12 protein-coding genes are annotated in these 15,024 nt (G+C 64.9%); 7 read left to right on the forward strand and 5 right to left on the reverse strand.

The features are described 5' to 3' along the window. Positions 1-26: 26 nt before the first annotated feature. Genes CHEID_RS01010 through CHEID_RS01020 form a run of 3 tightly spaced genes read right to left on the reverse strand, consistent with a single transcriptional unit; the run spans position 27 to position 3,220 of the window. Positions 27-1,556 (reverse strand): basic amino acid/polyamine antiporter, encoded by a 1,530-nt coding sequence (locus CHEID_RS01010; RefSeq protein WP_112769284.1) that lies wholly within the window; start codon positions 1,554-1,556, stop codon positions 27-29. A 10-nt stretch (positions 1,557-1,566) separates the two neighbouring features. Continuing rightward, the gene (locus CHEID_RS01015) at positions 1,567-2,820 is read right to left on the reverse strand and encodes an alpha/beta hydrolase (protein ID WP_112769285.1); all 1,254 of its coding nucleotides are present in this window, start codon (positions 2,818-2,820) and stop codon (positions 1,567-1,569) included. Continuing rightward, complete coding sequence (locus tag CHEID_RS01020; protein WP_112769286.1) at positions 2,813-3,220, reverse strand: hypothetical protein; 408 nt, start codon at positions 3,218-3,220, stop codon at positions 2,813-2,815. Before CHEID_RS01020 ends, CHEID_RS01015 begins: the two co-directional genes overlap by 8 nt. Before the next feature lie 272 nt (positions 3,221-3,492). Here CHEID_RS01020 and CHEID_RS01025 point away from each other — a divergent pair, with 272 nt between their 5' ends. After that, the gene (locus CHEID_RS01025; protein ID WP_112769287.1) at positions 3,493-4,380 is read left to right on the forward strand and encodes a carbon-nitrogen hydrolase family protein; all 888 of its coding nucleotides are present in this window, start codon (positions 3,493-3,495) and stop codon (positions 4,378-4,380) included. On the opposite strand, the gene CHEID_RS01030 is transcribed toward CHEID_RS01025, so the two are convergent. Both CHEID_RS01030 and CHEID_RS01035 read right to left on the reverse strand, forming a co-directional pair. Continuing rightward, complete coding sequence (locus CHEID_RS01030; RefSeq protein WP_238599293.1) at positions 4,370-5,200, reverse strand: hypothetical protein; 831 nt, start codon at positions 5,198-5,200, stop codon at positions 4,370-4,372. The two genes, CHEID_RS01025 and CHEID_RS01030, sit on opposite strands and share 11 nt — an antisense overlap. Positions 5,201-5,215: 15 nt before the next feature. Then, positions 5,216-6,481: a flavohemoprotein gene (locus CHEID_RS01035; RefSeq protein ID WP_112769288.1), complete on the reverse strand. Its 1,266-nt coding sequence runs from the start codon at positions 6,479-6,481 to the stop codon at positions 5,216-5,218. A gap of 204 nt (positions 6,482-6,685) precedes the next feature. On the opposite strand from CHEID_RS01035, the gene clpB reads away from it, so the two are divergent. The 6 genes from clpB (at position 6,686) to CHEID_RS01065 (ending at position 15,021) form a co-directional block, all read left to right on the forward strand. Then, positions 6,686-9,289, forward strand: a complete 2,604-nt coding sequence (clpB, locus tag CHEID_RS01040; protein WP_112769289.1) for an ATP-dependent chaperone ClpB — start codon at positions 6,686-6,688, stop codon at positions 9,287-9,289. Positions 9,290-9,395: 106 nt separating this feature from the next. After that, a complete protein-coding gene (exaC, locus tag CHEID_RS01045) occupies positions 9,396-10,916 on the forward strand; it encodes an acetaldehyde dehydrogenase ExaC (protein ID WP_112769290.1) in 1,521 nt (506 codons plus the stop codon). A 166-nt stretch (positions 10,917-11,082) separates the two neighbouring features. Then, a complete protein-coding gene (locus tag CHEID_RS01050; protein WP_112769291.1) occupies positions 11,083-11,772 on the forward strand; it encodes a hypothetical protein in 690 nt (229 codons plus the stop codon). Between the two features lie 91 nt (positions 11,773-11,863). After that, positions 11,864-12,829 (forward strand): ABC transporter ATP-binding protein, encoded by a 966-nt coding sequence (locus CHEID_RS01055; protein WP_112769292.1) that lies wholly within the window; start codon positions 11,864-11,866, stop codon positions 12,827-12,829. 94 nt (positions 12,830-12,923) lie between these two features. Continuing rightward, on the forward strand, positions 12,924-13,757 hold the full coding sequence (locus CHEID_RS01060) for an ABC transporter permease (protein WP_238599294.1): 834 nt from the start codon (positions 12,924-12,926) through the stop codon (positions 13,755-13,757). Between the two features lie 103 nt (positions 13,758-13,860). After that, on the forward strand, positions 13,861-15,021 hold the full coding sequence (locus CHEID_RS01065) for a sensor histidine kinase (RefSeq protein WP_112769294.1): 1,161 nt from the start codon (positions 13,861-13,863) through the stop codon (positions 15,019-15,021). Positions 15,022-15,024 lie beyond the last annotated feature (3 nt).

Genomic DNA, 15,024 nt, shown 5'->3' on the forward strand with positions numbered 1-15,024 from the left:
CCTCGCGTGGAACGGGTAGAGGGGGATCACAGCGCGATGCGCCCGGTGGCCATGAGGAAGATGGCCACCCCGGCCGCGACGACGACCGCGGTGGCAACAAACCATTCGAAGCGATTGAACACCCGACCGCCCCGGTGCAGCCGCGTGAGCACGTACACCGCCAACCCGGGGAGCACCAGCAAAGTTCCCAGCAAGACGAACTTCACGTTGGCGGCATAAATGAGCCACAGGCTGTACCCGAAAGCGACCGCGCCGAGGAGCCCATGGATGCGATTAGTCCGCCGGGCCACCGGTGGCCCGGCGAGGTCGAACTTCGTGCCCGCGTCCGGGTGCGTGAACCCCGCCCCCCGCGTAGCCAGCAACAGCAGGTAGAGGGAGCTGAACAGGTAGGGGACAAGGTACAGCGAGGTGGCCAACTGAACCATCGTCTCGTAGGTGGATTCCCGCAGGTAGAACAGGATGATGGAGGCCTGGATGGCCAGCGTTGAGCACAGTTGGGCGGTGACGGGACCACCACGGGTGTTCAGCCGCCCGATCCGGTACGGCAACAGCCCATCGCGGGCCATGAGCGCGATCGGCTCGGCGCAGAGCATCTGCCAGGAGACGTAGGCCCCGAACACGGAGATGCACAGTCCCACGCTGATGAGGCCCGCACCCCAGGGACCCACGACGGCTTCCAGCACCTGGGCCATCGAGTTGTCCGACATTGCCGCGAGTTGTTCCCGGGGAACCACCCCGTAGCTGAGGAAGCTGACGGCCGTGAGCAAAAAGAACACGGTGACGTACCCCAAGAACGTGGCTAGCGAAACATCCCGCCGCCGCCGGGCCCGCATGGAGTAGGTGGAGGCCCCTTCCACGCCGATGAATGCCCACACCGTGAACAGCATCATGCCCTTGACTTGGTCCGTAATGGAGCTCACGCCAGCAGTGCCGTTCTCCCCGAAGGTCGCGGCGCGTCCCCAGAAATCGGAGGTGAACACCTCCGTTTTAAATCCCACGAAGGTGACGAGGACGAGGAAGGCGCCGATGGGCAGGATCTTGGCCACCGTCGCCACAACGTTGAGGATGGCCGCCTGGCGCACGCCGCGGGCAAGGGTGGCGAAGATGGCCCAGGTCAATGCGGATACCGCCGCTGCCTGAAACAGGCGGTGGGAGCCGTCGAACACGGGCAGGAAGTACCCGAGGCTGGAGAAGAACAGAGTGGCATACCCCACCTGCGCGATGATGGAGCCCAGCCAGTACCCCCAGGCCGAGGCAAAGCCGACGAAGTCGCCCAATCCGGCCCGGACGTAGCTGTACACCCCGGAGTCCAGGTGGGGTTTGCGCAGGGCAAGGGCCTGGAAGACGTAGGCGATGCACAGCATCCCCACCCCGGTGATGCTCCAGCCGATGAACGCTGCGCCGGGGGAGGCGACGTTGGCCACGTTCTGGGGAATCGCGAAGATCCCGGCGCCCACGCAGCTACCCACGATGAGGCTCACCAGGGTGGGCAGTTTTACGGTCCCGAGCTCCGCGGGGCGTGGGCTGGGATGGTCCGCTATGGGTTGGTGTGTCACCTAAGGAAACTTACCGACCCGGCTGCAGGAGTGCCTCCTCCACCTCCGGGTCATAGGGATACGAGCTGTGCGTATCCCTATCCCCCTCGGCCACGATGTGGGTATCCCGCAACCGGTGCCACAAATAACTGCCCCAGGAGGCCCCGCGCGGGGCGGTATCCTCCGCCCCGAACGTCGGCGCCGAGGGGTCCCGGCCGTGGGCACCGTCATCCGGCCAGGTCGTGAGCCCAATGAGGTCCCCCGGCACGTGGATGCTGCGCACCTCCGTACGTCCGTCGGTGGCCTGCGTGTGCAACTGATTGCGGTGCCCGGCCCGCACGCCGGGGCTGCCCAGGAAGGTGACCCGGTCCGCCCCCAGCGGGGCCCCCGGGGACTGGGCCGCCGTGCCGACGACGACGGAGCCGTAGCTGTAGCCAGTGACGTGCAATTGCGCGGTGGGGTTCACCGCCCGCAGATGGTTTTGAAACTCCCGCAGCCTCGGCGCGGCCTCCTCTGCCGCGATCGGCAGTGCAGCGGTGGCGAGGTTCCCTGGAGCCGAATAAGCGTGCCACCCGGCGACGGCGATGGTCTGCCCGTTCGCGGCGGCGTGGTCGACGAGCCGCTGGGCCCAGGCGGCGGTGCGCTCTGCCGCGCCGGGTTCAGAGCTGTGTACGCCGTTGACGATGGTGATGATCTGGTCCGCGCGCTCCAGATCCCCGCTGTACACAACGGGCCCATCCGGGGTCTGTTCGATTCTCGTCTGTGGCCCGAAGCTCGGCGGAGTCCACGGTTGCGCAGTGCCCGCCGCGGGGGCCTCCACATCCCCGACTGTGTGGACAACGGCAGCGCTGGCCGCGTCCACCTGCGCCAGTAGAGTTAGCGCCGCCCGAATGGGACCTTCGATGCTCTTGCGAACCAGCGGTAGGAAGCGGGCCAGGCTGCCGCACAGGGAACCATTGGCGGCGACCTCAATCCCGACCGCTCGAGCTGCGGCCACGGCGGCGCTAATCGTGGTGCGGGCGATCTGCAGTGTGGTGGCGAACGCCGCCCCGGCGTGCCCGCAGCACTCCGCCGCCGCCCCGAGGTTTCCCAGCCGGTTCGTCAGCGCGTCCACCCGGTGCTGCGCCGCTGCGGCCGCATCCCCCTCCCAGCCGTCCAGTCGGGTGTCGTGGGTATCGCGGGCCTGTTGTTGGACCTGCTGGCCGCACTCGGCCATGCACGCCGCGGCACCGCGCGCCACCTCCGGGCGCGCCTGCAGAACCTCCGGAACGGTGAAGCTAGTCACCGGCCCCTCCCTTCTGGTGACTGCCGCCTGAATCGCCAGCTCCATGTGCAATTGCAGCTTCGCCCGAAGTGCCAATCCCGCCGGCAGCGCCAATCCCGCCCTGGAAAGTCCCCGCCGCCGCCTCTTCCGCCGCCACAACGGCCTGGCAATAAACCTCGATGTCCCTCGCCGTCCCCGCCAAGTCGCGCGCATAACCCCGCACACCGTGCGCTACGGCCGGGATCACGGCACCCGCCTCCCGCGCCCAGGACCCTGGCACCGCCCCGACCAGATGGCCCCGGGCATCACCCGCCCGGGCCAAGGTCCCTCCCGTGTCCCCCAGATGCTCGGCCGCCTGGCGATAGGTCACGCAGACCCCCAGGGCCATGTGACCCTCCAACGCGAACTCCCCGCCGCTCACTGCAGTTCCCCTTTTCTTCAGTCAATCCACCGCACCAGCCTTGTCTCGCCCGCGAGCCCCACGGGGAAGTCCCCATCGCCCCCTCGCGGGCCCCCACGGCCGGCTGACCACCGGAGGGCCATCCCACCCGTGTTCCCCCCGGCGCACGTCAATGTAGCGCTGGGTCGGGGGCGTCCAGAAGGAAAGAACACCGGCGCTGTGGAAACCCGCCACCGCACCCCATTGGCCTATACACAGGCAGCCCGGGAGGCATTGCGGTTACCCTGGTTGTCATGCGTATTGCCGTGATCCAGATGATTGCCGAGCCGGATGTCGACGTGAACCTCAACCGCATCCGCAGGTACATCGCCGCCTCCGCAGCAGGTAACGCGGACCTGGTGGTGTTCCCGGAGGCCGCCATGTTCCCCTTCGACTCCGGGCGGTTGGACATGGTGGCCCAGCCGCTGGACGGGCCCTTCGCCACCGCCATCGTGGAGGACGCGAAAAAGCACGGGATCACGGCCGTGGTGGGGATGTTCACGCCCGCGGACACGGTGTACCGCCTTCCCTCGGGGGAGCTGGTGGAGCAGCAGCCGGAGGGGGCTGGGGAGGCCAACCGCTTCCGCCGCGTGTACAACACGCTCCTCGTCGCCGGCCCGGATGTGGTGACCCACTACAACAAGATCCACACCTACGACGCTTTCGGTCACAAGGAATCCGCCACCGTGCGCCCCGGGAACGAGCGGGTGACCTTCGACCTTGGGGGCACCACCGTGGGCTTGGCGACGTGCTACGACATCCGGTTCCCTGGCCACTTCATCGCGCTTGCGGAGGCTGGGGCGAAGGTCATGGTGGTGCCCACGAGCTGGGCGGATGGGCCGGGCAAGCTAGATCAGTGGCATGCCCTCACCGCCGCCCGCGCCCTGGATACGACCAGCTACCTGGTGGGGGCGGGCATGGGTCGGCCGGGGTCGCCGGATCGCTATGGTCAGGCCGATGGGCCCACGGGAATCGGGCACTCCGTCATCGTCGGGCCCAACGGTGCGCGTCTGGCGGAGACCGGGTACGCCGCGCAGGTGCTCACCGTCGATATCGACCCGAACCACGTGGATAAAACCCGGAAGGCCCTGCCCGTGTTGCTCGGGCACAAGAAGGATCTGGAGATCGGTTCTACAGGCTAATTTCAGCTTTGGACGCCAACCTCATGCAGCTATATAGCGTCAGCGCAAAGCCGATGAGGGCCACCGGCCACAGGCCGCGGCGGACGTGATCGCCCAGCCAGCTGATCCCGATGGCGCTGGGGACGATCGTTTCGAAGGCGAAGTTCAAGGCGGCGACGGTCGTGGTTTCCAGCCGGTCCAGGGCCAGGCCGAACACCGTGATGGAGGTGGCGCCGAGGGCTAGCAGGGACCAGGCATAAGGATCCGTGAACCAGGAGGCGAGGCTGGGGTGCTCCGGCAGCAGGCGGGCGCCCACGCCGACGAGGCCGAAGGCGGTGCCCGCGATGATGGCCAGGCTGATGCCGCTGGCGCGCTGGGGGAGGGTGATCCAAGACAGGTAGCTGCCGAGGGCGACGAGTACGACCGAGCCGAGCAGGGCCCAGCCGACCCACCCCGGAACGGCGCGGGAGGGACCCTCCGCCGCGGTGAGGCCCAGGACGATGAGCCCCGCGAGCAGCAGCCACAGGGCCGTTATCTCCCGTCGGCTGAGCTTCTGGTGCAGCACCACAACGGCCAGGATGGCGGTGACCGCCACGGAGGCGGCGATGGTGGATTCCACCAGGAACAGCGGCAATTTCTGCAAGGCCACGGCGGACGCCAGGAACCCCGCGCCGTCTAGGACGAGCCCCGCAGCGTACAGCCATCCGGCTGCGGCGCGGCGCGGCAGCGAGGTGCCCTTGGGGAGGGCGGCCATCCGGGCCACTGCGATTGCCTGGAGAACCGTGGCGGAGCCGTAGGCCAACGCGGCCGCGAGGGCCCCGAGATACGCCAGGATGTGCATTCCTGTGTTGTCTTTCTAATGCCGGTCGTATTGGATCGCGGCGGGGTCCACCCCAGCGCGTTGGAAGGCCTCAGCGGAGTAGGCGATCATCTTCGGTCCGCCGGAGATGAGGACGTCCGCGTCCAGCCACCGGGGGTGATCCCGCACATACTCCACGGCCACGTCCGCTACTCGCCCGTGGCGCAAGGGGAGCTCGTTGAGGGCGGTGCGGGTGGCGGTGTTGTGGGCGCTGCCGGCATCCCCGTGCTCCACGACGGGGACCACGTCCAGCCAGTCCCAGGCCGAGGTGAAACCCTTGAGGCCGGGCAGCTCATATAACTCGTCGGGGCTCTGGGCGCCGTAGAACAACTTGATCTTCGGCTTAGCGGCATGGATGGACAGGTCCAGGATGAGGGCGCGCAAGGCGGCCAAGCCCGTGGACCCGGCGACGAGGATGGCATCGTGTTGGGGGTTGAGCTGCATCTCCCCGTAGGCCTGGGCGACCACCCACACATCCCCCACTTCCGTGTGCCGGACCGCGGCATCAGAGAAGGTCCCCACGCCGCGTATATGGAACTCCGCCAGGCCCTGCTCGTCGAAGGGGATCGCGGGGGAGAGGTATCGCCACACGTCCGGGGTGTAGGGGGTATTGACCTCCACGTACTGGCCGGGCCACCACGGCCGGGGTGGGTCCATTTGCACGCGGACGACGATGACGTCGCTGCAGCGGCGTTCTGCGGCGATGACTTTCGCGGCCACCGTCGCGGGCATGCCGGCGGCCGCATCCTCGGCGGCGCTGACGGCCATGACGTGGCAACACAGGTCCACGGCGTCCGCGAGCTCGCGGGGCATCCGGGCGTGGCGCAGGGGTTCGGCCGCGTCGGCGGCGGCCTCCCACCCCCGGCGGATAGCAAGGGCCAGCGCGCCGTAGTGGGCGTCCTCAATACCGAACTTCCGGAAATCGCGGCCCAGGCTCTGGAGGAATTCGATCTGATCCTCCCCGAGCTCCCCATCGGCGGTGATGCCGGAGGCGAGGAAGCGCAGGGACCGGACGAGGAGACCGCGGGGATCTACCCGGTGGTGGTCGCTGCCGAGTTCCGGTAGGTGCGACCAATCGGCGGGGGTGGAGATCGCTTCTGCTGCGGGGCGACCGGCCAGGGCGGGGCGGTGAATGGCGGCCGGGGCCGGGCCAATGGAGCGGAAGGTGGCGCAGGTGTGGCGGATTGCGGTATCGATTTGGGGTAACGCCAAGGACACGGCAGCGCTGATGCCTGCTTCCGTATCGGTGGAGTGACGTCCCACGTGATCGCGTCCTTTCCTCGGGTTCACGGCCTGCGTCTTGGTGTGCCCTTCGGTGCATAGTAACTCACGGGGACAGGTGCACCAGAGTTGAACAAAATTTCCTGAGTTGAGTGGAACAGACTCAGGCTTGGTGTGGTTGAGTCTGGTGAACTCAACTACACTCAAGACGGAAACGTCGACTCAGAAAGTGGGAAATCGACAAACATGAGCACCTTCACCCCAACCACCATGACCCGCGCCGCCATGCAGGCGGCCCTGCAGGACGCCTCCGCCCGAGGCAACCCGGACATCCGCCCAGCGCACCTGCTTGTCGCGCTGCTCTCGCAAGAGGACTCGATCGCCCTGCCGGTGTTGACCGCAGCGGGCGTGAACGCCCCCAGTGTGCTGGCGCAGGCCAAGTCCCTCGTCGCCGAATACCCCTCGGCCTCCGGATCGAACATGGCCAACCCCCAGTTCAACCGGGATGCCGTCAACGCCATGACCGCCGCGCAAGAGCTGGCCGGGGAGATCGGGGACGCCTACGTATCCACGGAGGTCCTCCTCGCCGGCATCGCCAAGGGCACCTCGGACGCCGCCACGTTGCTCAACAACCTCGGCGGCAGCTTCGACAACCTCAAGGCGGCCTTTGAATCCGTCCGCGGCAACCGGAAGGTCACCACCGAGGAACCCGAGGGGCAGTTCCAGGCGCTGGAGAAGTACTCCACCGACCTCACCGCCCGCGCTCGGGAGGGCAAGATCGACCCCGTCATCGGGCGCGACCAGGAAATCCGCCGCGTTGTGCAGGTGCTGTCCCGGCGCACGAAGAACAACCCCGTACTCATCGGCGAACCCGGTGTGGGGAAAACCGCCATCGTGGAGGGTCTGGCCCGGCGCATCGTGGCCGGGGACGTGCCGGAATCCCTGCGCGGCAAGAAGCTCATCGCCCTGGACCTCGGCTCCATGCTCGCGGGCGCGAAGTACCGCGGTGAATTCGAAGAGCGGCTCAAGGCCGTCCTCGACGAGATCAAGGACTCCGGCGGGGAGGTCGTGACCTTCATCGACGAGCTACACACGATCGTCGGCGCCGGGGCCGGCGGGGACTCCGCCATGGACGCGGGCAACATGATCAAGCCGCTGCTGGCCCGCGGAGAGCTGCGGCTCGTGGGTGCCACGACCCTGGACGAATACCGCAAGTACATCGAGAAGGACGCGGCCCTCGAGCGTCGGTTCCAGCAAGTCTTCGTGGGCGAGCCGACGCCGGAGGACACGATCGGCATCCTGCGCGGCCTCAAGGAGCGTTACGAGGTGCACCACGGCGTGCGGATCCAGGATTCCGCGCTCGTCGCCGCCGCCACGCTGTCCGATCGCTACATCACCAGCAGGTTCCTGCCGGACAAGGCCATCGACCTCGTGGATGAGGCCGCCTCCCGCCTGCGGATGGAGATCGACTCCCGCCCGGAGGAAATCGACAACGCCGAGCGCGTGGTGCGGCGCCTCGAGATCGAGGAGATGGCGCTGGAGAAGGAGACGGACGCCGCCTCCAAGGACCGACTCGAGCTGCTGCGCAGCGAGTTGGCCGATGAGAAGGAGAAGCTGGCCGGGCTTGTGGCCCGCTGGGATAACGAGAAGGCCGGGATCGACTCCCTCCGCGAAATCAAGGAGGAGCTGGACAATCTCCGCCGCGAGTCGGAAATCGCCGAGCGCGATGGCAACTTCGCCAAGGTCGCCGAGCTGCGCTACGGGCGCATCCCGGATGTGGAAAAGCGCCTGGCCGCCGCAGAGGAGTCCGTCGCGGAAGCGCAGGCCAGCGGCGGGGACATGATGCTCACGGAGGAGGTCACCCCGGACACCATTGCGGAGGTGGTCAGCGCCTGGACCGGCATTCCCGCCGGCAAGATGCTCCAGGGCGAATCCGAGAAGCTGCTGGCCATGGAGCTGGCGCTCTCTGCGCGAGTAGTCGGCCAGGATAGCGCCGTCATGGCCGTGTCCGATGCCGTTCGCCGGGCCCGTGCCGGGGTCGCCGATCCTAACCGCCCCACGGGCTCCTTCCTCTTCCTGGGGCCCACGGGTGTGGGCAAGACAGAGCTGGCTAAGGCGCTGGCGGAGTTCCTCTTCGACGATGAGCACGCCATGGTTCGGATCGACATGTCCGAATTCGGCGAGAAGCATTCCGTCGCGCGCCTGGTTGGTGCCCCTCCCGGATATGTCGGTTACGACGCCGGGGGCCAATTGACGGAGGCAGTGCGCCGCCGACCCTACACAGTGGTCCTCTTCGACGAGGTGGAGAAGGCGCACCCCGATGTGTTCGATGTGCTCCTGCAAGTGCTCGACGAGGGACGGTTGACCGACGGCCAGGGCCGCACCGTGGACTTCCGGAACACCATCCTGATCCTCACCTCCAACCTGGGCGCCGGCGGAACCGAAGAGCAGGTCATGGCCGCCGTGAAGGCGGCCTTCAAGCCGGAGTTCGTCAACCGGTTGGACGATGTATTGGTGTTCAAGCCGCTCAGCGAGGAGCAGCTCGAGTCCATCGTCAGCATCCAGATCCGCGGCCTGGCCGATCGGCTCGCCGCCCGACGGTTGACGTTGGACGTCACGGATGCGGCGAAGGCCTGGCTGGCGGAGCGGGGATACGACCCCGCCTATGGTGCCCGTCCGTTGCGCCGACTGATTCAGAAGGCCATCGGCGACGAGCTGGCGCGCAGGCTTTTGGCCGGTGATGTGCGCGACGGCGATACCGTGCGGGTGGATGTCGCCGCCGATGATGCGGACTCGCTGAGCATCGCAGCGGTGGGTGACGACGAGGAGCGTTCTGACGGCGGCGCCTAGGATTTTGGGCTACAGTGTGATCCACAACACATTTGGCCCCAAAATCATTGGGTCCTGACGGGGCACGGGCCAGCGTGGACCCGAGGGAAAGGACTCTCTGTTCGCCATGACTGTCTACGCAGATCCCGGTACGGACGGCGCCATCGTCACCTTCAAGAAGCGCTACGAAAACTACATCGGCGGGCAGCGGGTCCCTCCAGCCAAGAGGCGGTACCTGGACAACGTCACCCCCATCACCGGGGAAGTCTTCTGTCAGGTGCCACGATCGACCGCCGTGGATATCGACAGGGCACTCGACGCGGCTCATTCCGCGAAAGCGGGGTGGGCCGCGACGTGTGTTGCGGACAGAGCCGCAGTGCTGTTGCAGATTGCGGACGTGCTCGAACAGAACCTCGAGAGCCTGGCCGTTGCGGAGAGCTGGGACAACGGCAAGGCCGTGCGCGAGACCCTCGCGGCCGATATTCCGCTGGCCGTCGACCATTTCCGGTACTACGCCGGAGTGATCCGCGCCCAAGAAGATCGGACGTCCCAAATCAGCGACAACCTCGTTGCGTATCACTTCCACGAGCCGCTTGGAGTCGTCGGGCAGATCATCCCATGGAACTTCCCCATCCTCATGGCCGCATGGAAGATCGCCCCTGCCTTAGCAGCCGGAAACTGCATCGTTCTCAAACCAGCCGAACAGACCCCGGCCTCCATCTTGTTGGTCGTGGAACTCATTGAAGACCTCCTCCCCGCCGGGGTGCTGAATGTAGTCAACGGGTTGGGAGAAGAAGCCGGCGCAGCGCTCACGGCGTCCGAAAGAATCGACAAGATTGCATTCACCGGGTCCACCGAGATCGGGAAGGTCATCAACCGGGCCGCCGCAGACAAATTAATTCCGGTTACGCTGGAGCTAGGCGGAAAATCGCCCAGCGTGTTCTTCAAGGACGTTATGGACCTCGACGACGCTTTTCGGCGAAAGTGCGTGGAGGGGCTGGCGATGTTTGCGCTCAACCAGGGGGAAGTGTGTACGTGTCCTTCCCGTGCGTTGGTGCACGGGGATATCGCGGAGGAATTTCTGGATCTTGCCATCGCCAAGGTGCGTGGGATTCGAACCGGAAACCCGCTGGATACCGACGTGATGATGGGTGCGCAGGCATCCCAGGAGCAGATGGACAAGATCACCGGTCATCTCCAATCCGGGCCGGAAGAGGGGGCCGAGGTGCTTACCGGCGGTGGGATAAGCGACATTTCGGAGCGCTCCGGTGGGTTCTATATCGAACCCACCATCTTCAGAGGGACGAATAATATGCGCTTGTTCCAGGAGGAGATCTTTGGTCCGGTGCTAGCCGTCACAACATTCCGCGACTTCGACGAGGCCATTCGGATCGCGAATGACACGGAATACGGCCTGGGAGCTGGAGTGTGGACCCGAAATGGGACCACAGCGTACAAGGCGGGCCGGGCAATCCAATCCGGACGAGTGTGGATTAACAACTACCACTCGTATCCGGCTCACGCTGCCTTCGGCGGGTACAAGAAATCTGGGCTGGGCAGGGAAACGCACCTCATGATGCTGGACCACTACCAGCAGACGAAGAACCTACTGTGGTCCTACGACGACGAACCCACGGGGCTTTTCTAGGGGCCCGTGGGGTGGTGGGTCAGTTGGCCGTCTGCCATTTGACGCCTGATGTGACACAAGCCGCGAAGGCTTGACTGGCAGAGGAAAGACTTGAGACCAGCAAAATAGGTGAACGAAAAGCCGGTGTGCGCCCATGGTGCCTTCGCCCCGATCTACAATCAGTGGAATGAACCGCTCTAAAAGCCACATCTTCGTTCGCGCCCTAGCTTTCGTCGCGTTGCTTTTCCTGGTCTGGGTATCGAGGGATGCTTTGCACGGGGAGCGCTTTGGGGGCCTAGGCCTGAGCTGGTGCGGCATCATCGCGGGGGTTCTGTTCCTCCCAGCTGCGACCCACGCGCACCAACTACCGGCGGCGCGTTTTTCGCTTTACTCGGCTGCGGCGCTGACCGTGCTTTATACGGAACCACAAAGGGTCACTGCCTGGTTGCTCGGGATAATCGCTGTCTTGGTCTTGGTCGGCTGTGTGCTTCCGCAGCGTCGGGGCGGCTCCTCGCAAATACCGCCCGCAGTGGCTAAGGCGATGTGGTGGTATGCGCTGGCGAGTATTCCCGGGGTGTTCCTCATGTTCGAGCCCGTGCTATGGGTCTTACTCATTGGGGCAGCATTCTTTGTCGCCGCCACGAGTTACTACCGCACTTCATTTTGGTGTCGGTTCCTACTGACCCTCGCCAGCGTTGGGTTAACCAGCACCTGGATTGGGGGATTGATGGCCGTCAACGAGCCGTCGTCGATCTACATTTGGCCACTCCTGGCCGTGCCAATGGGGGGTTTGGCGACGTGGCTGGCGGTTGGAAAATTCAGTGGAACCTCCGATGTGGCCTGGCCGGATCCAACCGGTGCCAAGAGCGTCAGATGACAAAAGTCACGTGAAAATTATGAGGTTTCACGGGCGATTTGGTGACGCCTAGCACTGCCCGACTGCGTTCAACCTCGCCACAGTTGAAGGTATGAAGAACGCAGTCGTCAGAGTGAAGAACTTCTCCCGTGCCTACGGCAAGAGCGGGATTAACTGGGCTACCGGTTTGAAGCGCAATTCCACCCTTCGGGACCACATTGCGGTCGATCGGATTAGCTTCACGATCCACCGCGGCGAGTGCTACGGACTGCTGGGGACCAATGGAGCGGGCAAGACGTCCACACTCGAGGTACTGGAGGGGCTTGCCCGGCGGACCGATGGAACCGTGCGGATGCTGGACAAGGATCCCATCGGTGATCGAAAGGTATTGCGACCCCACATGGGCGTGATGCTCCAGCACGGCGGATTGCCCCAGGAACTCACCGTAGCCGAGACCATGCGGATGTGGGCAGGAACATGCTCCTCCCCGCAGCCTGTCGAGCAGGTCCTCGACCAGGTGAAGCTCAACCATCGTGTTACCCACAAGGTCGGCAGCCTGTCCGGAGGTGAGCAGCGCAGACTGGACCTTGCCTGCGCCCTGGTGGGCAACCCGAGCATCCTCTTCCTGGACGAACCCACCACCGGGTTGGACCCCGAATCGCGCCAAAACACGTGGAACCTACTGCTAGAGCTCAAGCAGCAAGGTGTCACTATGGTTCTCACCACCCATTACTTGGAAGAAGCGGAGCACTTGTGCGACCGCATCGCGATCATGCACCAGGGACGGATCGAGGTGGAGGGGACCCTCAGTGAATTGGTCTCCACAGTCCCAGCCGAGATTCGGTTTGACCTGAATGCGCCGGCTACCCCGCTGCCCGAGCTCCCCGGCACCTCCGTCCTCCAAGACGGAACCCGTTTAGTCATCCGGACCCCCGAGCTCCAGCGGCACTGCCTGCAGGTGCTGTCTTGGGCAGATTCACAGGGGATCCAACTGCTGAACTTTGCCGCTCAACCGGCCAGTTTAGACAACGTCTTTCTCAACATCGCGGGGAAAACCGCGTCCCATGCCCACATGTAATCGCGCAGCCCCCGGCTCTTTTGTCGGGCAGGGATCGGGAGCGGGCAGTCGCAATTTAATTCGTAAACACCTGAGGAGGAAAACCGTGAAAACCATGCCGTATGATCCGGCGCCCGCTGGGACCGCCGCCGCTGGGACCGCCCCCGCTCCGATCAGCGCGGGGCGCAAGAATTCTGCCGCGGGGAGATTTCGGTCCCTCGCCAGAGCCGAATGGCTCCAATTCCGCCGGAACCGGGTGATGATCTTTCTGCTACTAACTACGTGCATTGGCCTGCCGGTCTTCGTCTTCACGCAGTTGAATGGCGGAGCTGATCCGGCCACACGGGCGGTGCGCAATGCCGCAACGTTCGACGTCATGCTAATCTTGGCGGGGGTCAACGTCTTGTTCTATTCGATCCTGAGCATGGCGACTACCAGGCGCGATGAGGGCGTGTTGAAGCGGTTGCGCACGGGGGAGGCCCGGGATGTCGAGATTCTGGCGGCGTTGTGCACACCGGGAGCGACAATCGTGGTGGGCGTGGCGCTCGCGCTCGGTGTCGGCTGCGCGGTCGTGAGCGGACAAACCCCCGCCAACGCGCTCTTTCTGGTGGCGGGCACCCTGGGCTTCATCGTTGTGGCCGGTTCGCTGGCGCTCCTTACCTCCGCGGTCACTAAGAATGCTGAGGCGTCCCAAGTGACGTCTCTGCCGGTGTACCTTCTGGCGATCGGATCCATGGGCGTTTACCGTGGGATGCTCCCGGAATGGGCGCAGGACTTGGCCAAGAACAATCCCTTCGGCAACTGCGTTGATTTGGTCTACCACGGTTGGGGCGCCGCTTCCGAGGGGATGTCCGCCGGTGGATGGGAGGCGCTGATTAAGCTCGCCGTGTGGTGCATGATCCTGGGGGTAGCCGCCAGGTACTACATGCGGTGGGAGACGCACCGGTAATCATCCGTTGATTTGGTGGTGCCGGGACCCTGCCCGCCCCCGTCAGTTCACTCCCCGCGAATGTCCGCAGCCAACCCCGCCACACAACCGAGGTTTAACGCTCGTGAAGTCCATCCTCCCGGCCAGTTCCACGGCGCGGTACGCGCTGATGACGCGCACCTCCCTCCAGGTCAGTTACGCGTGCTTCTTCCTGGTTTTCGCTGTCGTGTTCTATGACGGTTATCAAAGCAAGTACACGGCGACCGAGGGATTGTTCCCTCTACTTGTGTCCATGGGCGCCATGGTGGCGGCCACCTTGCTGGGGTTGGTGGAGTTCGGCATAGCCCCGCGACTGCACGTAGATAAACCGGCCAACAACCCCAGGCGGTTCCTTGGGAGCATGGCACTATGCGCCGCAATCATCGCCGTGGGCCTCTTCGCCCTGACCGTGGGCAGTGAGGTGTGGCGGGTCGCCGGTTACTACTCGGCGGTGTGGTCGGCAATCACCCTGGGCTTCGCTTTTATCCCATGGTTATCGCACAAGTGGTGGTGGTGGCTAGGCCTGGCGGTAATCATCACCGTGTTCTGCCGCCGATGGGGCCTGTGGCCACCTCTGATCGGCGTGTTGAGTTCCACCCCAACGACGCTGCTCTCGGCATGGGGTATGGACGTCATCCGAGAACTCGAAAGATCCCGCAGATTGGAAGCGAGCCTCAGAGTCTCCGAAGAACGCCTGCGTATTGCCCAGGAGCTCCACGACACGATGGGCCAGCACCTGGCGGCGATTTCCGTTAAGGCCGAACTCGCTAAGGCCCTGGCGCAGCGGGATGACAGCCGGTTCTTAGATGAGATCAAAGCCATTCAGCAGTTGGCTGCAACATCCACGGCCGAAATGCGGCAGGTGGTTCAGGGTTATCGCGAAATTGATCTATCGGTTGAGTGGTATCGGTCCATCGAATTGTTGAAGCAGGCGGGGATCGAGGTCTGCGCTGAAGGGTCGCCGACGGCTGTGCCGCAGCGGTTCCATGTTCTCGCTGCCTGGTTCATCCGGGAAGCGGCCACCAACGTCCTGCGCCATTCACAAGCTACCCACACGAAGTTCCGGGTTTCCGAAAAGGAGATCTCCGTGTACAACGACGGTGCACACCTCCCGGTGGGTCCACCGGGTGGGTTGGACTCAATTCGCCGCCGGGGTGAGGCCCTCGGCACTACCGTTACGCTGCAGCGGGACCCTCGGGGCACCTTCCTTGTCACCCTGGGCCTGCCTGAACAAAGAGAGGCCTAAACC

The organism is Corynebacterium heidelbergense, from assembly GCF_028609845.1.
Taxonomy (GTDB): Bacteria; Actinomycetota; Actinomycetes; order Mycobacteriales; family Mycobacteriaceae; genus Corynebacterium; species Corynebacterium heidelbergense.

Excerpts from the sequence above, each read along its gene's own strand:
- exaC (WP_112769290.1), top strand. The coding sequence starts at position 9,396 with ATGACTGTCTACGCAGATCCCGGTACGGACGGCGCCATCGTCACCTTC.
- CHEID_RS01030 (WP_238599293.1), bottom strand. The coding sequence starts at position 5,200 with ATGCACATCCTGGCGTATCTCGGGGCCCTCGCGGCCGCGTTGGCCTAC.
- clpB (WP_112769289.1), top strand. The coding sequence starts at position 6,686 with ATGAGCACCTTCACCCCAACCACCATGACCCGCGCCGCCATGCAGGCG.
- CHEID_RS01060 (WP_238599294.1), top strand. The coding sequence starts at position 12,924 with ATGCCGTATGATCCGGCGCCCGCTGGGACCGCCGCCGCTGGGACCGCC.
- CHEID_RS01025 (WP_112769287.1), top strand. The coding sequence starts at position 3,493 with ATGCGTATTGCCGTGATCCAGATGATTGCCGAGCCGGATGTCGACGTG.
- CHEID_RS01055 (WP_112769292.1), top strand. The coding sequence starts at position 11,864 with ATGAAGAACGCAGTCGTCAGAGTGAAGAACTTCTCCCGTGCCTACGGC.
- CHEID_RS01050 (WP_112769291.1), top strand. The coding sequence starts at position 11,083 with ATGAACCGCTCTAAAAGCCACATCTTCGTTCGCGCCCTAGCTTTCGTC.